Source organism: Streptomyces fuscichromogenes (assembly GCF_014645815.1).
GTDB classification, from domain to species: domain Bacteria; phylum Actinomycetota; class Actinomycetes; order Streptomycetales; family Streptomycetaceae; genus Streptomyces; species Streptomyces fuscichromogenes.
In genome coordinates, this window is the sequence record NZ_BMML01000008.1 from 133,254 (window position 1) to 154,244 (window position 20,991).

A 20,991-nucleotide genomic window follows, 5' to 3' on the forward strand; every position below is an offset into this window, starting at 1 on the left:
CGGCACGACACCAGAGGGAGAGACCCCATGTACCAGCAGATGATCTTCGTGAACCTGGCCACCGACGACGTCGCCGCGTCCCGGAAGTTCTTCACGGAGCTGGGCTACTCGATCAACCCGCAGTTCAGCAACGACGACTGCTCCTGCGTCGTGATCAGCGACACGATCATCGCGATGCTGCTGAGCAAGCAGCGCTACGCCGACTTCACCAAGAAGGAGATCGCCGACTCCACGAAGACCAGCGAGGTGCTGATCTGCCTCAGCGCGGAGAGCCGCGAGAAGGTCGACGAACTGGTGGAGAAGGCGGTCACGGCCGGCGGCACCGCCAACGACGACGTCCAGGACCAGGGCTTCATGTACGGCCGTTCCTTCGAGGACCTCGACGGCCACTCCTGGGAGGTCGTGTGGATGGACCCGGCGGCGGTGCAGGGCTGATGTCTAGCATGGGCGGGTGCCTCAGACACCCGCCCAGCCGCAGCCCGGCCGACCGCGGCCCGGCCCGCCTCGCCCCGGTCGGCCGCGCCCCGCACTCTCGCACCGGGCCGCCCGCGACCGTGAGATCGAGTCCCTCGCCGAGTTCGACGAGGTCGTCGCCGCGCACAGGACGCTCGCCCGGTACCGCCTGCAGGCCGTCGACCTGACGGACCGTACGGACGTCCTGCTGGCCACCGACACCGCCGGCGCCGTCTTCCTCGGCTGCCCGATGTCCCCCGAGGCCGCCGCCCGGGTCGGCGCGTCCGGCGCCCTGGTGTTCCCGCCGGTCCCGGACCTCCCCTTCGACCCCTACCGCGCCTTCGCCTACACGCCCGGCGAGCTCTTCGACTCGCTCGACGCGGGGTACGAGGCGACCCCGGACGCCCGCTCGTACGCCTGGTTCGAGCAGACCAGAGCGGACGGCGACATATTCGCCTCGATGCTGCGCTCGATCCACGACGACGCGGTCTCCGACGCGCTGGACGAACTCCTGTCCGGCGCCCGGGTGGTGGGCGTGATGGGCGGCCACGCGATGGCGCGCGGCACGGCGGAGTACGCCGGTGCCGCCCGGCTCGGCCGGGAGCTGGCGCGGTCCGGCTTCACGGTGGCGACCGGCGGCGGACCGGGCGCGATGGAGGCGGCGAACCTCGGCGCGTACGCGGCCCCCTTCGACGACGCGATGCTCGACGAGGCGCTGCGACTCCTCGCCAAGGCACCGTCGTTCCGGCCGTCCGTCACCGACTGGGCGCGCGCCGCCTTCGAGGTCCGCGACCGCTGGCCGGACGGCGGCCCCTCGGTCGGCATCCCCACCTGGTTCTACGGCCACGAACCGCCGAACGCCTTCGCCGCGCACATCGCCAAGTACTTCGCCAACGCCACCCGCGAGGACGGCCTGCTGGCCCGTTCCAACGCCGGTGTGGTGTTCCTGCCGGGCGCCGCCGGGACCGTACAGGAGATCTTCGACAACGCGACGCCCAACTACTACGAGTCGCGGGGCGAGCCGACCCCGATGGTGCTCGTGAACGAGGCGCACTGGAGCCGGGAACTGCCGGCCTGGCAGCTGCTGACCTCGCTCGCGGGGAAGCGGACGATGGCGTCCCGTATCGCCCTCGTTGACCGGATCGAGCAAGCTTCACAAGCGCTGAAACGTCTCAGCTGTTAAAGCGCGGGTAAAGTCAACACCCGTGGACCGCATATGCGTTGACACTACTTACGGCGCACTTATAGACCTGAGGGACTCTTGGGGATTCTGATGCCTCACCTCACTGTTGCTTCAATTCCCCTTCAGCCCCCCTCAGTTATGCACTCAGTAAGGACAAACGTGTCCATATCCCGCCGCAGTGCACGTAGTTCCGTGCGCATCCTGGGTGTTGCCTCCGCGTCGGCCGCGCTGGTCCTGGGCGTCTCCAGCACCGCCCTCGCGTGCAACATCAAAGAGTTCTCCGCCGAAGCCACCTGCGACGGCTCCAACGGTGTCATCACGGTGACCGACAAGGACGCCTCCGGTACTCCGGCCACCATCAGCGTCTTCCTGGAGAGCAACGGCGCCGACGCCCGCCAGGTCGGCGACGCGAAGCCGATCAAGGGCACCAAGGAGGGCGCCACGGTCAGCTTCTCCGAGGACTGGGCGCCGAACGCGGTGTACCGGATCCGCGTCACGACCGACAACGGCAAGGTCGACGCGGACATCACGCCCAACCTGACGACCCCGTCGACGGCGTGCAAGTCCGACGAGAGCTCCAGCCCCTCCCCGTCGGAGTCGGCGACCCCGTCGCCGTCGGCGTCCGAGTCCACCCCGGCCGAGTCGGACTCCCCGACCCCGTCGGCCTCGGACAGCAGCAGCACCGCTCCGGCGTCCACGTCGAGCAACGCCCCGTCCCCGGCCGTCGGTGAGTCCAACCTCGCCGAGACCGGTGCCAACTCCAACACCGGCCTGATCGCCGGCATCGCGGCCGCGCTCGTGGTGGCCGGCGGTGGCGCCGTCTGGTTCGGGATGCGCCGTCGTGGGGCGCACAGCGGTAACTGACGCACCTCTGGCTCGAACACCGTCGAGGCCCGTCCCCGTGTCCAGGGGGCGGGCCTCGGCCGTACCCGCGCACGCGCACCCGGTCAGTCCAGTACGACGGTCTCCGTCGCGTCGAACTCGACGCCCACCGCGTCCCCGGCCGCCGGGGCCTCCCGCAGCGTGCAGGCCGCCTCCAGGCGAGGGCCGTCCTGGGGCTGGAGGTGGACGGTGACATGGGTGCCCTGGAAGGTGCGGGCGGCCACCGTGCAGGGCAGCCCCGCGTCGACGGCGACCAGCCGTACGCCGGCCGGCCGTACCAGCAGGGTCCGGGTCCCCTGCCCGGAGCCCTCGGGCACCGGCACCTTCCCCCACGGCGTCACGGCGACCGTCCCCTCGACGGTCGCCGGAACCACGTTGCCGAAGCCGAGGAAGCGGGCCACGAACTCGTCCGCGGGCCGCTGCCACACGTCGAGCGGCGTACCGGTCTGGGCGATCCGCCCGTCCCGCATCACCACCACCCGGTCGGCCAGCGCGAACGCCTCGCCCTGGTCGTGCGTCACGGCGAGCACGGTGGTACCCAACCGCCCGAACAGCTCCCGGAGTTCGACCACGAGCCGCTCCCGCAGCGAACGGTCGAGCTGCCCGAGCGGTTCGTCGAGCATGAGCAGCCGGGGCCGGGGGGCCAGCGCCCGCGCGAGCGCCACCCGCTGCTGTTCACCGCCGGAGAGAGCGGCCACCGCCCGCCGAGCGGCCCCCGGCAGCCCCACCAGCTCCAGCAACTCGCCCGTCTCAGTGTCCTGTCGCGCCTTGGACGCGCCCCGCATCCGCAGCCCGAAGGCCACGTTCCCGCCCACGTCCCGCTGCGGGAACAGCTGATGGTCCTGGAACATCAGCCCGACCCCCCGCCGATGCGCCGGCACCCGGGCCTGGTCGTGCCCGTCGAGCAACACCCGCCCGGAGTCGAGCGGTTGCAGCCCCGCCACCGCCCGCAGCAGCGTCGACTTGCCGCTCCCGCTCGGCCCCAGCACGCACACCACCTCGTGCTCGGCGACATCGAGTCCGACGGCGTCCAGCACGGCCCGCCCGCCGAACCGCACGGTGGCCGCGTCCAGCGTCAGCAGCATCAGAACTCCCCCGTCCGGTCGGTCCGCAGCCGTTCGAGAAGCAGCAGCGCACCGGCGCACACCAGCATGAGAATCGTGGAAAGGGCCATTGCCTGGCCGTAGTTGAGATCACCGGGCCGGGACAGCAGCCGGGCCACGGCGACCGGCAGGGTCGGGTTGTCGGGCCGGGCGATGAACACCGTCGCCCCGAACTCCCCCAGCGACACCGCGAACGCGAAGCCCGCCGCGATCAGCAGCGCCCGCCGCACCAGCGGCAGGTCGACCTCCCGCCACACCCGCCACGGAGCGGCCCCGAGCACGGCCGCCGCCTCCCGCAGCCGCTCGTCCACGGCCCGCAGCACGGGCAGCATGGTCCGTACGACGAAGGGGACGCCGACCAGCGCCTGGGCGAGCGGCACCAGGATCCACGACTGGCGCAGATCCAGCGGCGGCCTGTCGAGCGCGATCAGGAACCCGAAGCCGACGGTCACCGCGGACACCCCGAGCGGCAGCATCAGCAGCGCGTCGAAGCCCCGTACCAGCCGCCCCGCGTCCCGTCGGGCCAGTGCGGCGGCGGCGAGCCCGCCGATCAGCACCGCGAAGGCGGTGGCGGCGGCCGCGTACTCCAGCGAGTTCACGACCGACTCGATCGGCGCTACCAGGAAGGTCCCTCCGTCGGCGTCGCCCAGCGCCCGGTAGTACCCGAACCCCCCGTCCAGCGACCGCCGTACCAGCACGGCCAGCGGCAGCACCAGGAGTACGGCGATGCTGGCGAGGACCCCGGCGAGCAGTGCCCACTGCCCGGTCCCGCGCGGCCGGCGGGCCGTCACCGACGGGTCCACCAGGCGCAGCGCGCTCTCCCGGCGTCGTACCGTCCAGGCGTGCACGGCGAGGATCGAGCCGACCGCGGCGAACTGGACGATCGTGAGGACGGCGGCCGTGGAGAGGTCGAAGATCTCGGAGGTCTGCCGGTAGATCTCCACTTCGAGGGTGGCGAAGGTGGGCCCGCCGAGGATCTGCACCACACCGAAGGAGGTGAAGGTGAACAGGAACACCATCAGCGCGGCGGCGGCCACGGCGGGCGCGAGCGCGGGCAGGGTGACCTTCCGCCAGGAACCGAACGCAGACGCGCCGAGCATCCGGGCGGCCTCCTCCTGCCGCGGGTCCAGTTGCGCCCAGAGCCCGCCCACCGTCCGCACGACGACCGCGTAGTTGAAGAAGACGTGCGCCAACAGGATGGCCCAGACAGTGGTGTCGAGCCGTACGCCCCACAACTCGTCCAGCAGCCCGCCCCGTCCGACGAGGGCGAGGAAGGCGGTGCCCACCACGACCGTCGGCAGCACGAAGGGAACCGTCACCACGGCCCGCAGCACCTGCTTGCCCGGGAAGTCGAGGCGGGCGAAGACATAGGCGGCGGGCAGCGCGGCCAGCAGGGTGAGCGCGGTGGAGGCGAGCGCCTGCCAGGTGGTGAACCACAGCACGTGCCGGATGTCGGACTGGGCCACCACGTCGGCGATCCGTCCGAACCGCCAGACCCCGTCGACCTTCAGTCCGCGGGCGACGATCGCCGCGACCGGCCAGGCGAAGAAGACGGCGAAGAACGCGACGGGCAGGGCCATCAGCCCGAGCCGCGCCGCGCTCCCGCGCCGGCCGCTCACCTGAGTACGAGTGACGTCCACGTCTTGACCCACTGGTCACGGTTGGCGGCGATGCTGTCCGGCGCCATGGTCTCGGGGTCCTTGGCGGCGGGCCCGTACTCGGTGAACTCGGCGGGCACCGTGGCCCCCTTGACCACCGGGTACACGAACATGTTCAGCGGCATGTCCTCCTGGAACTCCTTGGAGACCAGGAAGTCGATGAGCGCCTTGCCGCCCTCGGTGTTCCGCGCGTTGCTGAGCAGTCCGGCGAACTCGATCTGCCGGAAGCAGGTGCCGGTCGCGACCCCGGTGGGCGCGGTGCTCGGCTTCGGGTCGGCGTAGATGACCTCGGCGGGCGGGGAGGAGGCGTACGACACGACGAGCGGCCGGTCGCCGCCCGCCTTCCTGCCGCCGGCCGAGCCGGAGAACTCCTCGTTGTAGGCCTGCTCCCAGCCGTCGACGACCTTGACGCCGTTGGCCTTGAGCTTCTTCCAGTAGTCCGGCCAGCCGCCGTTCCCGTACTCGGCGGCGGACCCGAGCAGGAACCCGAGCCCCGGCGAGGAGGTGGACGCGTTCTCGGTGACGAGGAGGTTCTTGTACTGCGGCTTGACGAGGTCGGCGTAGGACGTCGGCGGGGTCAGCTTGTGCTTGCTGAAGTACGCCTTGTCGTAGTTGACGCAGATGTCGCCGTAGTCGATGGGCGTCACCCGGTGCCTGGCCGCGTCGAGCTGGTACGCCGTACCGACCGTGCCGAGCCCCTTGGCCGCGTACGGCTGGAAGAGACCGTTGTCGAGGGCCCGGGACAGCAGGGTGTTGTCGACGCCGAAGAAGACGTCCCCCTGCGGGTTGTCCTTGGTCAGGATCGCCTTGTTGACGGCCTGTCCGGCGTCACCGTCCTTGAGGACCCGGACCTGGTAGCCGGACCGCTTCTCGAAGTCCTTGAGCACGTTCTTGGAGACGGCCCACGAGTCGTGGCTGACGAGGGTGACGGTCTTCGACCCGGCCCCGTCGTCCGACGACGAGGGCGAGGACGAGCACGCGGACAGCGTCACGAGCCCGAGGCCGACCGCGGCGGCCACGAAGGTTCTGGTGTGCGTGGTGTGCACGGGTGTTTTCCTCCTGGAGTTGACCAGGAAGAGACGCGGCCCCGCCCGCGGTGTGCGGGCAGGGCGCAACAGCTTGAGTGATGACCGAACTTCCTACCCAGAATGACCTGGGCGAGGTTCAGAGGGTCTGCGGCCCGATTGCCGCACTCTCAGCGCTGTGGCGCTCCCCTGTCGGAATATGAAGATGTGGTGGCCTGATCCTACCGCCCGGCCCCCACGGCGGTTACCTCTCGGTCGCCGCGAGCTGACCACAGGCGCCGTCGATCTCCTGACCCCGGGTGTCCCGTACGGTGACGGGCACCCCGTGCGCCTCGATCGCCTCGACGAACGCCTTCTCGTCCTCGGGCCGCGAAGCGGTCCACTTCGAACCCGGCGTCGGGTTCAGCGGGATGAGGTTGACGTGCACGGGCTTGCCGCGCAGCAGCCGCCCCAGCCGGTCGCCGCGCCAGGCCTGGTCGTTGATGTCGCGGATCAGCGCGTACTCGATCGACAGCCGGCGCCCGCTCTTCTCGACGTACTCGAACCCGGCGTCGAGGACCTCGCGCACCTTCCACCGCGTGTTCACGGGGACGAGGGTGTCGCGCAGTTCGTCGTCGGGGGCGTGCAGCGAGATCGCCAGCCGGCACTTGAAGCCCTCGTCGGCGAACCGGTGGATGGCGGGGACCAGTCCGACGGTCGAGACGGTGATCCCGCGCTGCGAGAGCCCCAGCCCGTCCGGGGCGGGGTCGGTGAGCGCCCGGATGGCGCCGACCACGCGCTTGTAGTTGGCGAGCGGCTCGCCCATCCCCATGAAGACGATGTTCGACAGCCGCGCGGGCCCGCCGGGCACCTCGCCGTCCCTGAGCGCCCGCATCCCGTCGACGATCTGGTGGACGATCTCGGCGGTGGACAGGTTCCGGTCCAGCCCCGCCTGCCCGGTCGCACAGAACGGGCAGTTCATCCCGCACCCCGCCTGCGAGCTGATGCACATGGTCACCCGGTCCGGGTAGCGCATCAGCACCGACTCGACGAGCGTGCCGTCGAACAGCTTCCACAGCGTCTTGCGGGTCGTCCCCTCGTCCGTCGACAGATGCCGTACGACGGTCATCAGCTCGGGGAACAGCGCCTCCCGCAGCCTGTCCCGCGAGCCGGCCGGGATGTCCGTCCACTGCTCGGGGTCGTGCGTGTACCGCGCGAAGTAGTGCTGCGAGAGCTGCTTGGCACGAAACGGCTTCTCACCGGCCTCGGCCACCGCGTCCTTGCGCTCGGCGGGCGAGAGATCGGCGAGATGCCGCGGCGGCTTCTTGGCTCCGCGCGGCGCGACGAAAGTGAGTTCTCCGGGCTTGGGCATGGTGGTACCAGTGTCGCAGATCCACTTGGGTGACCCGCGACCGTGGATTCCCGGGGAGGTCCGGGGGCTCAGCGCCCGGCGGTCGTGATGGCGGCGAGGAGGGCGCCGACGGGGTCGAGGAACATGGCGAAGCGGCCGATGCCGGGGGCGTCGGTGACCGGGACGAGGACGGTGGCTCCGGCCTCGGTGGCCCTGGCGAGCGTGGCGTCGCAGTCGCTCACCTCGAAGTACGGGTGCCATTCCGGGGTCGATCCGGCGTCGAGGTTGGCCTGGGGCAGTTGCATCAGCCCGCCGTGGGCCGCCGTCGGACCGGCGCCGGCCGGGGCGAGGACCGTGTAGGTCAGTTCCGGGCCCATCGGCACGTCGCGGGTCTGCCAGGAGAAGACCGAACCGTAGAACGCCTTCGCCGCGGCCGCGTCCGTGGTGTACAGCTCCGTGCGGGCCAGGCTGCCCGGGACCGCGACGAGGTCCAGGCCCTGGGTGTCGCCCGGCTGCCAGACCGCGAAGTCCGCGCCGGCGGGGTCGGTGAAGGCGGCCGCCCGCCCGGCGGTGAGGACGTCGGCCGGGGCGACCCGCACGCTCCCGCCCGCCCGCTCCACAGCCTCGGCGGTGGCGTCCGCGTCCGGGGTGTGGAAGTACACCGTCCAGGACGGGCTCGCGCCCTCCTCGGTGAGCGGGCCGATCCCGGCGACCGTCCCGCCGTCCTGCTCGAAGAAGCCGTAGCCGCCCGCCGCCGGTCCGGCGGAGCGGTGCTGCCAGCCGAAGACGGCGGAGTAGAAGGCCACGCTCGCGTCGATGTCGGGGGTGCCCACGTCGAGCCAGTTCGGGGCGCCGGGGACGTATGGGGTCATCAGCATGGCGGGGGCCTCCTCGGTCCGCCTCGGTCACCAGGTCACGGGCAGCGTACGCGGTCCCCGGATCAGGCCCCGGCGCTGGAACTCGACCTCCTCCGAAGGTACCGCGAGCCGGATCCCGGGGAAGCGGGAGAGCACCGAGCCGATCATGGTCTCGGCCTCCATGCGGGCCATGATCGCGGCCATGCAGTGGTGCGGGCCGTGCCCGAAGGCCAGGTGGGGGCCGTTGGTGCGGTCGAAGTCCAGGTCGTCGGGGTCGTCGAAGACGGCGGGGTCGCGGTTGGCGGCGACATAGGCGTTGTAGACCACCTCACCGGCCCGGATCAGCCGGCCGCCGACCTCGACGTCCTCGACGGCGACACGCGGGATGCCGACGCCGTTGCGGTGCGGGACGTAGCGGAACAGCTCGTCCACCGCCTTGGGGAGCAGTTCCGGTTCACGGCGCAGCCGGTCCAGGTGCTTGGGGTGGGTGAGCAGCGCGTACATCATCGAGCCGCTGTTGTTGCGGACCGCGTGGCCGCCGCTGACCTGGATGGCGGTGGCCAGGGAGATCGCCTCGTCACGGGTGATCTCGCCGTCCGCGGTGGCCTGGGCGAGCACCCCGGCGAGGTCCTCGCGGGGCTCCTCGCGGCGGCTGTCCAGGAGCTCGGCGATCCGGGCCCGGGTGGTCCGGGCCGCCTCCCGGGCGCGCTCCTCGGCGTCGGGGCCCGCGGAGAGCAGCGCCTCGCCGGTGGCCGCCCAGCGGTGCCAGTCCTTCTCGTCGACGCCGAGGAAGTCCCGGATCACGGCGATCGGGAAGGGGCCGTGCAGATGCTCCATGAGGTCGGCCGGCGGGCCCGCGGCCTCCATGGTGTCGAGGAGTTCGCCCGCCCGGCGCTCCGCCATCGGCCGCAGCCGCTGCATGGCCCGCCCGGTGAAGGCACGGGCGACGACCCGGCGCAGCCGGTTGTGCCGGGGCGGGTCGATGTACTGGAGGCCGGCCGTCTGGGAGGCCACGGGCGCCGGACGCATGCTGGTGATGTCGCGGCCGACGACCGCCTCCCGGGAGAAGCGCGGGTCGGAGGTGACGAACCGGACGTCCTCGTACCGGGTGATCAGCCAGGCGTCCCCCTCGCCGTGCGCGAGCCTGATCCGGGTGACCGGCTCGTCGCGCAGCAGCTCGTCCAGGAACGGGTCCGGGTCGAGGGCGGGCAGATCGTCGACGGGCCAGAACCGCGCCGGCGGAGGAGTCGTGGTCGGGGACGGGGTGGAGGCCGGGGCCGGGTCGAGGGGCATGGGCACACTCCCTGCACGTCGGAGAACACAGCGTCCTCACTGGGAGTCTGCCTCCGACCGGCGCGACCCTGCGATTTCTGCTGCGTCATCCGGGGCCGGCACACCACCGAGCCCCCGCCCTGCGAAGGACGGGGGCTCCCCTGCGACACCTATGACATCTATGACACCTATGACGCCTATGACACCTGTGCGCAGACCGCCGTCGAGGTCTGCGCGTGCCTCAGCCGCTGCCGACGAACAGCACCATCAGCAGCCACACCACCGGAGCCGTCGGCAGCAGTGAGTCCAGGCGGTCCATGATGCCCCCGTGCCCGGGGAGCAGCGTGCCCATGTCCTTGATGCCCAGGTCCCGCTTGATCATTGACTCGCCGAGGTCGCCGAGGGTGGCGCTGGCCGCGACCGCGAGGCCCAGCAGCAGGCCCTGCCACCAGGTGCCGTCGTCGATCAGGAACTGCATGCACAGCGCGCCCGCGACCATCGCGAACAGCACCGCGCCGACCAGGCCCTCACGGGTCTTGCCGGGGCTGATGCGCGGGGCGAGTTTGTGGGTGCCGAAGCGCCAGCCGACCGCGTAGGCGCCGGTGTCGCTGACCACCGTGAGCAACAGGAAGGTCATGACCCGGAACGCGCCGTCGTCGGCGGTGAGCATCATCGCGACGAACGTCGCCAGGAACGGGACGTAGAACGCCGCGAAGAGTCCCGCCGTGACGTCCTTGAGGTAGCCCTCCGGCGGTTCCGTCATCCGCCAGACCAGGACCGCGAGCCCGGTGAGCGCCAGGGCGACCCAGGCGCCCTCGGCACCCCGGGCGTAGCCCGCGACCACCATCGCCGCGCCGCCGAGGGCCAGCGGGACCAGGGGCGCCTTGATGCCCTTGCGCTCCTGGAGCCGGCTGGTCAGCTCCCACAGGCCCACCACGACCGCGACCGCCACCACACCGACGAACACGGCCTTGACGACGAACAGGGACGCCACGATCACGACGCCCAGTCCGACGCCGACGCCTATGGCCGCACCCAGGTCGCGTCCCGCGCTCTTCTTCTGCGGCGGGGGCGCCGGCTGCGGGGCGTCGGGCATGGGCTCCGGATTCTGTTGCGCCGCCGCCTGAGGCAGTGGCTGCGCCGACGGGGTGTCGTTGCGGAACGTCTCGTCTCGGAACAAGGGGCCGCTCAGCCGAGCGGCCCCCCGGTCGTCGTCCTGGTCTGAGCCGTACGCGGGTACGTCGTCGGGCACGATGGGCATGGGGCGAGTCTGCTGCGCGTCATGCGCATCGTACGCGGGACCCGCCGGGGCGGCTCCCGGGACATACCCCTGGTCATAGCCGTGGGCACGGCCGGTGTCGTACCCCTGGCCGGGACCCTGGACAGGGCCCTGGCCATAGCCCTGGCCCGGGTCGTAGCCCTGGCCGGTGCCCTGATCGGCCGGTCCCCAGTACCCGGCCGGTGACCCGGCCGGTGCGGAGGGTGAACCGGCCTGCCCGGCCTGCGGCCCGGCGTGCGGCGGGGCTCCCCAGGATGAGTCGTTCATCAGACTTCGAGAAGCTCCGCTTCCTTGTGCTTGAGGAGCTCGTCCACCTGCGCGACGTACTTCGCGGTGGTGTCGTCGAGCTCCTTCTCGGCGCGGCGGCCCTCGTCCTCGCCGACCTCGCCGTCCTTGACCAGCTTGTCGATGGCGTCCTTGGCCTTGCGGCGCACGGAGCGGATGGAGACCTTGGAGTCCTCCGCCTTGCCCTTGGCGACCTTGATGTAGTCGCGACGGCGCTCCTCGGTGAGCTCGGGGAACACCACCCGGATGATGTTGCCGTCGTTGCTCGGGTTGACACCCAGGTCCGAGTCGCGGATCGCCTGCTCGATGTTGCGCAGGGCCGTCTTGTCGAACGGGGTCACGACCGCCATACGCGGTTCCGGCACGGAGAACGAGGCCAGCTGGTTGATCGGCGTCGGCGCGCCGTAGTAGTCGGCCACGATCTTGTTGAACATCGCCGGGTGCGCACGGCCGGTGCGGATCGCGGCGAAGTCCTCCTTGGCGACCACGACGGCCTTCTCCATCTTCTCCTCGGCTTCGAGGAGGGTCTCTTCGATCACCACTTGCTCCTGCGTGTCTTGAGTAAGGCCCGGCTGCGGTTCCGTTGCGGGGGCGGCGGCCGGCTGCGTCGCGTCTGCTTTCCCTGACGGTTCCCGACCGGCAGGACATTGTCCATCCCCCGGTCAGGGTGCGTCAGGCGTTGCCGGTCAGGCCCGGCTGCCCTGGTCACCCACCAGCGTGCCGATCTTCTCACCCTTGACAGCGCGTGCGATATTGCCCTCCGCGAGCAGCTCGAACACGAGGATCGGCAGCTTGTTGTCGCGGCAGAGCGTGATCGCGGTGGCGTCGGCGACCTTGAGCTCGCGGGTGATGACCTCGCCGTAGCCGAGGGAGTCGAACTTGACGGCGTCGGGGTTGGTCTTGGGGTCGGAGTCGTAGACCCCGTCCACACCGTTCTTGCCCATGAGCAGCGCCTCGGCGTCGATCTCCAGGGCGCGCTGGGCGGCGGTGGTGTCGGTGGAGAAGTACGGCATGCCCATACCGGCGCCGAAGATGACCACGCGGCCCTTCTCCAGGTGGCGCACGGCGCGCAGCGGGATGTACGGCTCGGCGACCTGCCCCATGGTGATCGCGGTCTGCACCCGGCTGTCGATGCCCTCCTTCTCCAGGAAGTCCTGGAGGGCGAGGCAGTTCATGACGGTGCCGAGCATGCCCATGTAGTCGGAGCGGGCCCGGTCCATGCCGCGCTGCTGGAGTTCGGCGCCGCGGAAGAAGTTGCCGCCGCCGATGACGACGGCGACCTGCGCCCCGTCCCGCACGACGGCCGCGATCTCGCGGGCGATCTTGTGCACCACGTCCGGGTCCACGCCCAGGCCGCCGCCACCGGAGAAGGCCTCTCCGGACAGCTTCAGCAGAAACCGGCCGTGTACTTTGCCGTCGTCGCTCTTCTGGGCCTTGGTGGTCATGGAGATCCCGCCTCTTTCACGTGTTGCACATACGCATACGAAGAAGGCCATTGCCGGTGGGGTCGCTTTTCGCTGCCCATGCGCGGCAATGGCCTCCTCGTCAGATCTGCCGCCGTCCGTCACGTCCCTGGGTGTGGCGGTGTGTACGGACGACTGCTGTCGACCGACCCTATCGGGATTTCCCCGGGGGTCGCGCGTCGATCGTGGTACGGACTCAGATGCCGACCTTGATGCGCGTGAAGCGCTTCAGGGTGACACCGGCCTCGTCCAGGACCTTCTGGACCGACTTCTTGTTGTCGAGCGCGTACGGCTGGCCGAGCAGCGTGGCGTCCTTGAAGAAGCCGTTCAGACGACCCTCGACGATCTTGGCGATCGCGCCCTCGGGCTTGCCCTCGGCGCGGGTGGTCTCCTCGGCGACGCGGCGCTCGGTCTCGACGACCTCGGCCGGCACGTCCTCCTTGGCCAGGTACTTCGGGGCGAAGGCGGCGATGTGCTGCGCGATGCCCTTGGCGACCTCGGCGTTCGGCTTGTCCAGCTCGACGAGGACACCGATCTGCGGGGGCAGGTCGGGCATCGTGCGGTGCATGTACGCGAGCACGAAGCCGTCGGAGAACTGCGCGAAGCGGTCCAGGACGATCTTCTCGCCGAGGTTGGCGTTGGCCTCGTCGACGTACGCCTGGACGGTCTTGCCGGCCTCGATCTCGGAGGCGAGCAGGGCCTCCAGGTCGGCCGGGGAGGTCTTGGCGACGTGCTCGGCGATGGTGTTGGCGACGGCCTGGAACTTCGTGCCCTTGGCGACGAAGTCCGTCTCGCACTTCAGCTCGACGATGACGCCGGAGGAGTTGTCGTCGGCGATGATCGAGACCACGGCGCCGTTCTCGGCGGAGCGGCCCTCGCGCTTGGCGACGCCCTTCTGGCCCTTGATGCGGAGCGCCTCGACAGCCTTGTCGACGTCGCCCTCGGCCTCGTCCAGGGCCTTCTTGCAGTCCATCATGCCGGCGCCGGTGAGCTCACGGAGCTTCTTGACGTCAGCGGCGGTGTAGTTCGCCATGAGTCGTTAAGTCTTTCTCGAAGTCGGGAGATCTGCCCGATCCACGATCCACACGTAGATGTAGAGCGCGAATCTGTGGGTGAACGGCGGGGGCGTTCGGGATGTCGCCGCCCCCGCCGTCAACGCTGACGGGTCAGGCCTGCTCGGCGTCCGCGGCCGGGGCCTCGGCCTCGGCGGCCGGAGCCTCGACAGCGGCCTCGACAGCGGCCTCGGCGGCGGCCGGAGCCTCGGCCTGCTCGGCGTCGGCGACCTTCTCGGTCTCGGCAGAGGTCTGGACCTCGGCCTCGTCCGCCTTCTTCTCGCCCTCGAGCAGGTCGCGCTCCCACTCGGCGAGCGGCTCGGCGACGGCGGCCTTCTCGCCCTTGTCGCCGGTGGCGACACGGGAACGGGAGATGAGGCCCTCGGCGACCGCGTCGGCGATCACGCGGGTGAGCAGGGTGACGGAGCGGATCGCGTCGTCGTTGCCCGGGATCTTGTAGTCGACCTCGTCGGGGTCGCAGTTGGTGTCGAGGATCGCGACGACCGGGATGTTGAGCTTCCGGGCCTCACCGACCGCGATGTGCTCCTTCTTGGTGTCCACGATCCAGACGGCGCTGGGCACCTTGGACATCTCGCGGATACCACCGAGGGTCTTCTCCAGCTTGGCCTTCTCGCGCGAGAGCACGAGAAGCTCCTTCTTGGTCAGACCGGACGCGGCGACGTCCTCGAAGTCGATCTGCTCAAGCTCCTTGAGGCGCTGCAGACGCTTGTAGACGGTCGAGAAGTTGGTGAGCATGCCGCCCAGCCAGCGCTGGTTGACGAAGGGCATGCCGACGCGGGTGGCCTGCTCGGCGATGGCCTCCTGCGCCTGCTTCTTCGTGCCGACGAACATGACCGTGCCGCCGTGGGCGACGGTCTCCTTGACGAACTCGTAGGCGCGGTCGATGTACGACAGCGACTGGAGCAGGTCGATGATGTAGATGCCGTTGCGCTCGGTGAAGATGAAGCGCTTCATCTTCGGGTTCCAGCGACGGGTCTGGTGACCGAAGTGGACGCCGCTCTCCAGCAGCTCCCGCATCGTGACGACGGCCATGGCCATCTCCTTGAATTTCTCGGTTGTGCCGCGGATGCCGGACGGCTCCCGCGCCTGACGCCCGGGTGCGCTGTGCCGCAAAGGACCGAGAAGCGCTGACACCGGCTGTTGAGGGCCAGGTGTCGGGGCGTGCGAAGTCGACCCGGTGACCCGGATCGCCAGAAGAAGTGTACGGGACCGGCGAGGTACCGGGTGACGCCGCTGTCCACAACCCGGGAGTAATCCACAGGTACCGGCCATGATCGGCCGGGTCGCGGGACGGTTTGACCATGTTGGTCATGCGACGCGCGATGCGATGGATGTGGGCGGCGACGGCGCTGCCGCTGGCTCTGGGGGCGACCGCGGCCCGGGCCTGGGTCGGGGCGGACGGCCCGCCGGCCCCGGCCGCGCCGCCCGATCCGCCGGTGCCGGCGGTCGGCCGTGCCTGGCCGGTGGGGGTACGACCGCCGGTCCTGCGCGGCTGGCAGCCGCCGGCGACGGTGTACGGCGCCGGGCACCGGGGGGTCGACCTGGGCGCGGCGCCCGGGGAGCCGGTACGGGCGGTGGCGGCGGGCCGGGTCTCCTACGCGGGGCGGGTGGCGGGGCGGGGGGTGGTGTCGGTGCGGCTGACGGGCACGGATCTCCGCACGACCTACGAGCCGGTGACGGCGACGGTGGAGAAGGGGCAGGAGGTGGCGGCGGGGGAGGTGGTGGGGACGGTGGCGGCGGAGGGAGCCCACTGCCCGACGGTGTGCGTGCACTGGGGGCTGCTCAGAGGTGACGCGTATCTGGACCCGTTGCTGCTGTTGCCGCCGTGGCTGTTGAACGGGGGGCCGTCGAGACTGCTGCCGGTGCTGGGGGTTGCGCTGCCGAATGGGTGATTGCGGAGGGTTGCGCGGCTGCGGGTGGGTGAGGGCTGATCGCGCAGTTCCCCGCGCCCCTTACGGGGCGCTACGCCCGCCGCTTCCACACAGCCGCAGGCCGCCTCACAGCTACCCAGCTGCGGGCAGGCGTGCCGCAGGGCGGCACGGGTGGGCGCAGCGGCACCCTGCAAGCGCCGGTAAGCGTCCCCACCCCCGGCCCCAGCCCCAGCCCCGGCCCCCGCTCAGCCCCGCACACCCCGCAGCGCCATGGCCACCGCCGCCTCGGTGATCACCGTCGGGTCCTCCGCCGCCCCCAGCTCGATCCGCCGGACCGCCGCGTCCACGACGCCCTGTACGAGCATCGCCGCCAGCCGGGGCTGCGCATGCCCCAGCTCTCCCAGCGCCTCCACGATCATCGCGACGAGCCCGCCGTGCGCGGCCCGGATCTTCTCCCGGGCCCCCGCGTCCAGCTCGCTCGCCGAGATCGCGACCACCGCGCGGTGCCGCCGGTCCCCGACCAGGGCCAGCTGCCGGCGCACATACGCCTCGACCTTGCCCTCGGCCGAACCGGCCCGCTCCATCGCCGCCTCGACCTCCGTCGCCCACACGGGGAAGTCGACCTCGCACAGCTCCTCGACCACGGCGGCCCGGGACCGGAAGTACTCGTAGACGGACGACCGGGCCAGCCCCGTGCGCTCGGCGAGCGCGGGGAAGGTCAGCGCCTCCGTCCCGCCCTCGGACAGCAGGGACCGCGCCGCGTCCAGCAGGGCGGCTCGCTGCATCGACCGGTGCTCGGCCACGGAGGCCGCTCGAATCCTTGGCACGTCGACCACTCTACGGACGCGCCGGGCCGGGCGGGAGACAGCACGACCGGGATCCGGTGCGCCCGGCCGCGGCCGACGGCCGAAAACGTCCGCCGGTCCCCGCTCAGCGGCCGAAACTCGCCAGCTTCGCCCGCAGCTGGAGCACCGACTTGGTGTGGATCTGGCTGACCCGGCTCTCGGTGACCCCGAGCACGTTCCCGATCTCGGCGAGCGTGAGCCCCTCGTAGTAGTAGAGGGTCACCACGGTCTTCTCCCGCTCCGGCAGCGTGTTGATCGCCCGCGCCAGGAACCGCCGCAGCTCCCGGTCCTCGGCCACCTCCACGGGGTTGTCCGCGGCGGTGTCCTCCAGCGTGTCCATCACGCTCAGCCCGTCGCCGCTCTCACCCCCGACGTGCAGCAGTTCCTCCAGCGCCACCACGTTGGCCAGCGACAGCTGGCTGAAGACGGCGTGCAGTTCCTCCACCTCGATGCCCAGCTCGGCGGCCACCTCGCCCTCCAGGGGCGTGCGCCGCAGCCGCGCCTCCAGCGTGGCGTAGGCCCGCTCCACGTTCCGCGCCTTCTGCCGGACCGAGCGCGGGATCCAGTCCAGCGCCCGCAGCTCGTCGATCATCGCGCCCCGGATCCGGGTGATCGCGTACGTCTCGAACTTGATCTCGCGGTCGACGTCGAACTTCTCGATGGCGTCGATCAGCCCGAACACCCCGGAGGAGACGAAGTCGGCCTGCTCCACATTGGGCGGCAGACCCACGCTCACCCGGCCGGCCACGTACTTGACCAGCGGCGAGTAGTGCAGGATCAACTGTTCCCGCAACCGGTCGTCCCCCGTCGCCTTGTACGACCGCCACAGCTCGTCGAGCGTCGAGGGAGCGGGCGGCCGCACGCTGCCACCGTCACGGGCGGCTGGGGGGATCGCCGCCCGGTCGGACCCGGAGGTGTGCTGGGGCATTCGTCGCCTTGTGCCGTTCTGCCGTGAAGTGCCAGGAAGTGCCGCGATGTGCCGTGGGGTGGGGTGAGGTGGGCGGGGAGTGAAAGCGATGGGTCGGGCGAGGTGTCGGTCTCGTGCCGGTCGGCACGGTCCGCGCCAGGCCTTTCGTGAGCGTAGCGTGACTGAGGAGTCGCGGTGCGCGAACAACGAGGCTCCACCCCTGCGCGAACCCCCTGCACGGAGCGCTCCACGGCCCTCGCCGCGTCGCTGTGCGTGATCGGCCGGAAGGGTCAACTCCGGGAATTCCCAAGGGCGTCGGGGGTTCCCCCGGACGGCCGAACACGCTCGGTCAGCACCGGCTCCGACCGGCCCGGACCGAGATCATCGCCTGGCGTGTCAACTTCCAGCCGTCGCCGTGTCGTTCGACGTAACCGAGTGCTCGGAGTTCGTACAGCCTCGCGACGGCCTCGTCCGCGGACGTCTGCGCGCCGCGTGCCACCTCTTCGGGTGAGGCCGGCCGGTCCCCGGGCAGCGCGGCCAGAACCTGCCGGGCGGCGGGCTCCAACAGGTCGCGCGGGAGGACGGGGCCGCGCCTGGCCGGGGCCAGCTCGCCCATGTCGCCCACGAGTTCGACGACCTCGTCGGCATCGGTGACCAGCACGGCATCCCCGCGCAGCAGCTCGTGCACCCCGGCCGAGAGACCGCTGGTGGCCGGTCCGGGCACGCCCATGGTGAAGCGGCCGAGCCGCTGTGCCGCCCGTGCGGTGACCAGTGAGCCGCTGCGGTGGGCGGCCTCCACCACGACGGTTCCTCTGGTGAGCGCCGCGATGACCCGGTTGCGGAGCACGAACCTGCTCGGTGTCGGATGCTCGCCGGGCGGCAACTCCCCCACCACCAGTCCCTGTTCGGCGATCCTGTTGATCAACTCGGTGTGGCCCCGGGGGTAGGGCCGGTCGACCCCGCAGGCCAGCACGGCGACGGTGGCCCCGCCGGCGCCGAGTGCTCCACGGTGCGCGGCGCCGTCGACGCCGTAGGCACCGCCGGACACCACCACCCAGCCGCGCTCGGCGAGCCCCGCGGCGAGGACGGCCGCCATGTGGGCACCGTACTCGGTACAGGCCCTGGCCCCGACGACGGCGACGGCGCGGAGCGCCCAGAGCCGCAGTCCCGGCCGGCCGCGCACCCACAGGCCGAGGGGACGGGCGTCACCGAGGTCGTCGAGCTGGCTGGGCCACTCGGTGTCGCCGGGGCACACGAACCGCGCACCCGCCTCCCGCGCGACGGCGAGGTCCGTCCGGGGATCGGCCTGCGCCGCCCGGGCCAGCAGCCCCGCCCACCGTCTGCCGCCGACGCCCGGCAGGGCCCGGCCGCCGCCGCGCAGCCGGCCCGCCACCTCGGGCACGCCCAGCTCCCGCACCCACCGCCCGGCGACCTCGTCACCGGGCTCGACGACCCGGGCCAGGAAGACCCGGGCGAGCAGCTCGGCGTCGCTCATGTGGCGAGCCCTTCCAGGACCGCGCCGCGCCGGACCCCGGTGCGCAGCTCCAGGGCCAGGTTGACGTCGTTGGCCGAGGGCCGGTCGTGGCCCGCCAGGTCGGCGAGGGTCCAGGCGACCCGGAGCACCCGGTCCAGGCCGCGGGCGGTGAGCAGGCCCCGGTCGAGGTCCAGCTCGGCCTTGAGGAGCGCGCCCGGCCGGACGTGCCAGCGGGTGCGGAGCTCATGGCCGGGGACCTCGCTGTTGGTGCGCCAGGGCAGCCCGTCGTAGCGGTGGGCGGCCCGCTCCCGGGCCGTGCGCACCCGGTCGGCCACGGCGGCGGAGGGCTCCGCGCCGGTGTGCAGCCGGAGCAGTTCCTCCCTGGCCACCGGTTCGACGGTCACCCTGAGGTCCACGCGGTCCATCAGGGGACCGGAGAGCCGCGCCCGGTACCGCTTGATCGAGGAGGGCCGGCACTCGCAGACGTCACCGGCGGTGCCGTAGCGGCCGCAGGGGCAGGGGTTGGCGGCCAGGACCATGAGGAACCTCGCGGGCATCCGCAGTATCCCGGCGGCCCGGGCGATCACGACGTGCCCCGACTCCAGGGGCTGGCGCAGGGCGTCCAGGACGCTGCTGTGGAACTCCGCGGCCTCGTCCAGGAAGAGCACGCCGTGGTGGGCCAGGGAGACCGCTCCGGGGCGTGGCAGGCCGGTTCCGCCGCCGACCAGGGAGGCCATGGTGGCCGAGTGGTGCGGGGAGCAGTAGGGCGGCCGGTCCACCAGGGGGTGGCCGGGTGGCAGTATCCCGGCGACCGAGTGGACGGCGGTGACCTCCAGGGACTCCTGGCGGCCCAGCTCGGGCAGCAGCCCCGGCAGCCGCTCGGCCAGCATGGTCTTGCCGGCGCCGGGCGGTCCCTTGAAGAAGACGTGATGGCGCCCGGCGGCGGCCACCTCCAGCGCGGCCCGGGCCACGTGCTGCCCGGCGACGTCCGCGAGGTCGGGTGCGTGGTCGCCGGTGACCATGCCGGTGCCGAGGCCCATGCCGGGCAGGGCGAGCCCGGCGAGGAACGGGTCCGGGCGGATCTCGCCGGGGACGGGCTCCTCGTCGGGCACCGGTTCGTCGGTCAGGACCGCGATCAGCTGACGCAGGCTGCGGACGCCCAGCACGGACACCCCCGGCACCAGCGAGGCCTCGGGCGCCGCGCTCTCCGGCACCACCACCTGCTCGTATCCGGCCTCGGCGGCGGCCAGCACGGCGGGCAGGATGCCGCGGACCGGCCGGACCCGGCCGTCCAGGCCCAGCTCGCCGATCATCACGATCTCGGCGAGCACCCGGGGGTCGATCCGCTCGGCCGCCCCGAGCACGGCCGCGGCCACCGCGAGGTCGAAGCCGCTGCCGCTCTTCGGCACGGACGCCGGGCTCAGCCCGACGGTGAGCTTCTTCGAGGGCCAGACGGCGCCGGAGTTCACCACCGCCGCCCGGACCCGGTCCCGGCTCTCGGTCAGGCTCTTGTCCGGCAGCCCCACCAAGGTGAAGGCCGCCACCCCCGGCTCCAGGTCGGCCTGGACCTCGACCACCACGCCCTCGACGCCCACCAGAGCCACCGAGCAGGTACGCGCGAACCCCATCTCACGCCACCCCCCGGGCGTGCTCGACCACGGGGGCCCCGCGCCTGGGCAGCAGCACGCCGACCACGTCGATGCGGACGCCGCCCGGCGGTGCCCCGCCGTGCGCGTGGATCCAGTGCTCGGCGAGGCCGCGCAGGCGCCGCGTCTTCTCCGGGGAGACCGCGGCCATGGGATGCTCGAAGGCACCCGCCCGCCGGGTCTTGACCTCGCAGACGACCAGGACGTCCCCGTCCCGCGCCACGATGTCGATCTCGCCCGTCCTGCCGCAGCGCCAGTTGCGCTCCAGGACCGTCAGACCGGCCTCGGCCAGCCGTCGTGCGGCCAGCGTCTCGCCGTACCTGCCGAGTGCGCTGCGTGCCCGATTCGTGTTCATGTCGGCACCACCTCCGGCACCAACCGTCAC

20 protein-coding genes are annotated in these 20,991 nt (G+C 71.7%); 4 read left to right on the top strand and 16 right to left on the bottom strand.

The features are described 5' to 3' along the window. Nucleotides 1-27: 27 nt before the first annotated feature. The 3 genes from IEZ11_RS19235 to IEZ11_RS19245 all read left to right on the top strand — a co-directional run bounded on the left by IEZ11_RS19235 (nt 28) and on the right by IEZ11_RS19245 (nt 2,500). Nucleotides 28-435, top strand: coding sequence for a VOC family protein (locus IEZ11_RS19235; protein ID WP_189264034.1), 408 nt, complete (start codon nt 28-30; stop codon nt 433-435). 124 nt (nt 436-559) lie between these two features. Next, nucleotides 560-1,636 carry an LOG family protein gene (locus IEZ11_RS19240; RefSeq protein WP_229713210.1) on the top strand — a complete coding sequence of 359 codons (1,077 nt, stop codon included), beginning with the start codon at nt 560-562 and terminating at the stop codon, nt 1,634-1,636. Nucleotides 1,637-1,774: 138 nt separating this feature from the next. Continuing rightward, complete coding sequence (locus IEZ11_RS19245) at nt 1,775-2,500, top strand: LAETG motif-containing sortase-dependent surface protein (protein WP_189264036.1); 726 nt, start codon at nt 1,775-1,777, stop codon at nt 2,498-2,500. Between the two features lie 83 nt (nt 2,501-2,583). Here the strand turns inward: IEZ11_RS19245 and IEZ11_RS19250 are convergent, their stop codons facing one another. From IEZ11_RS19250 to rpsB, 11 genes are all read right to left on the bottom strand, one after another. Then, complete coding sequence (locus tag IEZ11_RS19250; protein ID WP_189264037.1) at nt 2,584-3,603, bottom strand: ABC transporter ATP-binding protein; 1,020 nt, start codon at nt 3,601-3,603, stop codon at nt 2,584-2,586. After that, nucleotides 3,603-5,201 (bottom strand): ABC transporter permease, encoded by a 1,599-nt coding sequence (locus tag IEZ11_RS19255; protein ID WP_189264248.1) that lies wholly within the window; start codon nt 5,199-5,201, stop codon nt 3,603-3,605. The genes IEZ11_RS19250 and IEZ11_RS19255 overlap by 1 nt, the downstream gene beginning before the upstream one ends. Before the next feature lie 35 nt (nt 5,202-5,236). After that, nucleotides 5,237-6,325 carry a thiamine ABC transporter substrate-binding protein gene (locus IEZ11_RS19260; protein ID WP_229713177.1) on the bottom strand — a complete coding sequence of 363 codons (1,089 nt, stop codon included), beginning with the start codon at nt 6,323-6,325 and terminating at the stop codon, nt 5,237-5,239. A 223-nt stretch (nt 6,326-6,548) separates the two neighbouring features. Next, entirely contained in the window at nt 6,549-7,655 is a 1,107-nt protein-coding gene (gene rlmN, locus IEZ11_RS19265) for a dual-specificity RNA methyltransferase RlmN (RefSeq protein WP_189264039.1), read from the bottom strand. Between the two features lie 68 nt (nt 7,656-7,723). Further along, nucleotides 7,724-8,512, bottom strand: coding sequence for a VOC family protein (locus tag IEZ11_RS19270; protein WP_189264040.1), 789 nt, complete (start codon nt 8,510-8,512; stop codon nt 7,724-7,726). A 27-nt stretch (nt 8,513-8,539) separates the two neighbouring features. Next, nucleotides 8,540-9,784, bottom strand: a complete 1,245-nt coding sequence (locus tag IEZ11_RS19275) for a cytochrome P450 (protein ID WP_189264041.1) — start codon at nt 9,782-9,784, stop codon at nt 8,540-8,542. Between the two features lie 220 nt (nt 9,785-10,004). Continuing rightward, nucleotides 10,005-11,309 (bottom strand): phosphatidate cytidylyltransferase, encoded by a 1,305-nt coding sequence (locus IEZ11_RS19280; protein ID WP_373294940.1) that lies wholly within the window; start codon nt 11,307-11,309, stop codon nt 10,005-10,007. Continuing rightward, complete coding sequence (gene frr / locus IEZ11_RS19290) at nt 11,309-11,866, bottom strand: ribosome recycling factor (RefSeq protein ID WP_093827946.1); 558 nt, start codon at nt 11,864-11,866, stop codon at nt 11,309-11,311. The genes IEZ11_RS19280 and frr overlap by 1 nt, the downstream gene beginning before the upstream one ends. A 147-nt stretch (nt 11,867-12,013) precedes the next feature. Continuing rightward, nucleotides 12,014-12,772, bottom strand: a complete 759-nt coding sequence (pyrH, locus tag IEZ11_RS19295) for a UMP kinase (RefSeq protein WP_123973834.1) — start codon at nt 12,770-12,772, stop codon at nt 12,014-12,016. 214 nt (nt 12,773-12,986) lie between these two features. Further along, nucleotides 12,987-13,823: a translation elongation factor Ts gene (tsf, locus tag IEZ11_RS19300; protein WP_189264044.1), complete on the bottom strand. Its 837-nt coding sequence runs from the start codon at nt 13,821-13,823 to the stop codon at nt 12,987-12,989. Nucleotides 13,824-13,956: 133 nt separating this feature from the next. After that, nucleotides 13,957-14,895: a 30S ribosomal protein S2 gene (rpsB, locus tag IEZ11_RS19305; protein ID WP_189264045.1), complete on the bottom strand. Its 939-nt coding sequence runs from the start codon at nt 14,893-14,895 to the stop codon at nt 13,957-13,959. Nucleotides 14,896-15,173: 278 nt separating this feature from the next. On the opposite strand from rpsB, the gene IEZ11_RS19310 reads away from it, so the two are divergent. Further along, nucleotides 15,174-15,755 (top strand): M23 family metallopeptidase, encoded by a 582-nt coding sequence (locus tag IEZ11_RS19310; RefSeq protein ID WP_229713179.1) that lies wholly within the window; start codon nt 15,174-15,176, stop codon nt 15,753-15,755. 224 nt (nt 15,756-15,979) lie between these two features. On the opposite strand, the gene IEZ11_RS19315 is transcribed toward IEZ11_RS19310, so the two are convergent. From IEZ11_RS19315 to IEZ11_RS19335, 5 genes are all read right to left on the bottom strand, one after another. Beyond that, nucleotides 15,980-16,537 (bottom strand): TetR/AcrR family transcriptional regulator, encoded by a 558-nt coding sequence (locus IEZ11_RS19315; protein ID WP_189264250.1) that lies wholly within the window; start codon nt 16,535-16,537, stop codon nt 15,980-15,982. A 127-nt stretch (nt 16,538-16,664) separates the two neighbouring features. Further along, nucleotides 16,665-17,507, bottom strand: a complete 843-nt coding sequence (whiG, locus tag IEZ11_RS19320; RefSeq protein ID WP_189264046.1) for an RNA polymerase sigma factor WhiG — start codon at nt 17,505-17,507, stop codon at nt 16,665-16,667. A 328-nt stretch (nt 17,508-17,835) separates the two neighbouring features. Further along, nucleotides 17,836-18,981, bottom strand: coding sequence for a DNA-processing protein DprA (gene dprA, locus IEZ11_RS19325; RefSeq protein ID WP_189264047.1), 1,146 nt, complete (start codon nt 18,979-18,981; stop codon nt 17,836-17,838). After that, nucleotides 18,978-20,588, bottom strand: coding sequence for a YifB family Mg chelatase-like AAA ATPase (locus IEZ11_RS19330; RefSeq protein ID WP_189264048.1), 1,611 nt, complete (start codon nt 20,586-20,588; stop codon nt 18,978-18,980). Before IEZ11_RS19330 ends, dprA begins: the two co-directional genes overlap by 4 nt. Nucleotide 20,589: 1 nt before the next feature. Further along, the gene (locus IEZ11_RS19335; protein WP_189264049.1) at nt 20,590-20,961 is read right to left on the bottom strand and encodes a YraN family protein; all 372 of its coding nucleotides are present in this window, start codon (nt 20,959-20,961) and stop codon (nt 20,590-20,592) included. Between the last annotated feature and the right edge of the window lie 30 nt (nt 20,962-20,991).

Bases quoted from the DNA above. Each gene is read 5' to 3' on its own strand.
- dprA (WP_189264047.1), bottom strand. From the start codon at position 18,981: ATGAGCGACGCCGAGCTGCTCGCCCGGGTCTTCCTGGCCCGGGTCGTC.
- IEZ11_RS19280 (WP_373294940.1), bottom strand. From the start codon at position 11,309: ATGAACGACTCATCCTGGGGAGCCCCGCCGCACGCCGGGCCGCAGGCC.
- IEZ11_RS19235 (WP_189264034.1), top strand. From the start codon at position 28: ATGTACCAGCAGATGATCTTCGTGAACCTGGCCACCGACGACGTCGCC.
- IEZ11_RS19250 (WP_189264037.1), bottom strand. From the start codon at position 3,603: ATGCTGCTGACGCTGGACGCGGCCACCGTGCGGTTCGGCGGGCGGGCC.
- IEZ11_RS19245 (WP_189264036.1), top strand. From the start codon at position 1,775: ATGCACTCAGTAAGGACAAACGTGTCCATATCCCGCCGCAGTGCACGT.
- IEZ11_RS19270 (WP_189264040.1), bottom strand. From the start codon at position 8,512: ATGCTGATGACCCCATACGTCCCCGGCGCCCCGAACTGGCTCGACGTG.
- whiG (WP_189264046.1), bottom strand. From the start codon at position 17,507: ATGCCCCAGCACACCTCCGGGTCCGACCGGGCGGCGATCCCCCCAGCC.
- rlmN (WP_189264039.1), bottom strand. From the start codon at position 7,655: ATGCCCAAGCCCGGAGAACTCACTTTCGTCGCGCCGCGCGGAGCCAAG.
- IEZ11_RS19330 (WP_189264048.1), bottom strand. From the start codon at position 20,588: ATGGGGTTCGCGCGTACCTGCTCGGTGGCTCTGGTGGGCGTCGAGGGC.
- IEZ11_RS19275 (WP_189264041.1), bottom strand. From the start codon at position 9,784: ATGCCCCTCGACCCGGCCCCGGCCTCCACCCCGTCCCCGACCACGACT.
- IEZ11_RS19335 (WP_189264049.1), bottom strand. From the start codon at position 20,961: ATGAACACGAATCGGGCACGCAGCGCACTCGGCAGGTACGGCGAGACG.
- IEZ11_RS19310 (WP_229713179.1), top strand. From the start codon at position 15,174: ATGCGACGCGCGATGCGATGGATGTGGGCGGCGACGGCGCTGCCGCTG.
- rpsB (WP_189264045.1), bottom strand. From the start codon at position 14,895: ATGGCCGTCGTCACGATGCGGGAGCTGCTGGAGAGCGGCGTCCACTTC.
- pyrH (WP_123973834.1), bottom strand. From the start codon at position 12,772: ATGACCACCAAGGCCCAGAAGAGCGACGACGGCAAAGTACACGGCCGG.
- IEZ11_RS19255 (WP_189264248.1), bottom strand. From the start codon at position 5,201: ATGGCCCTGCCCGTCGCGTTCTTCGCCGTCTTCTTCGCCTGGCCGGTC.
- tsf (WP_189264044.1), bottom strand. From the start codon at position 13,823: ATGGCGAACTACACCGCCGCTGACGTCAAGAAGCTCCGTGAGCTCACC.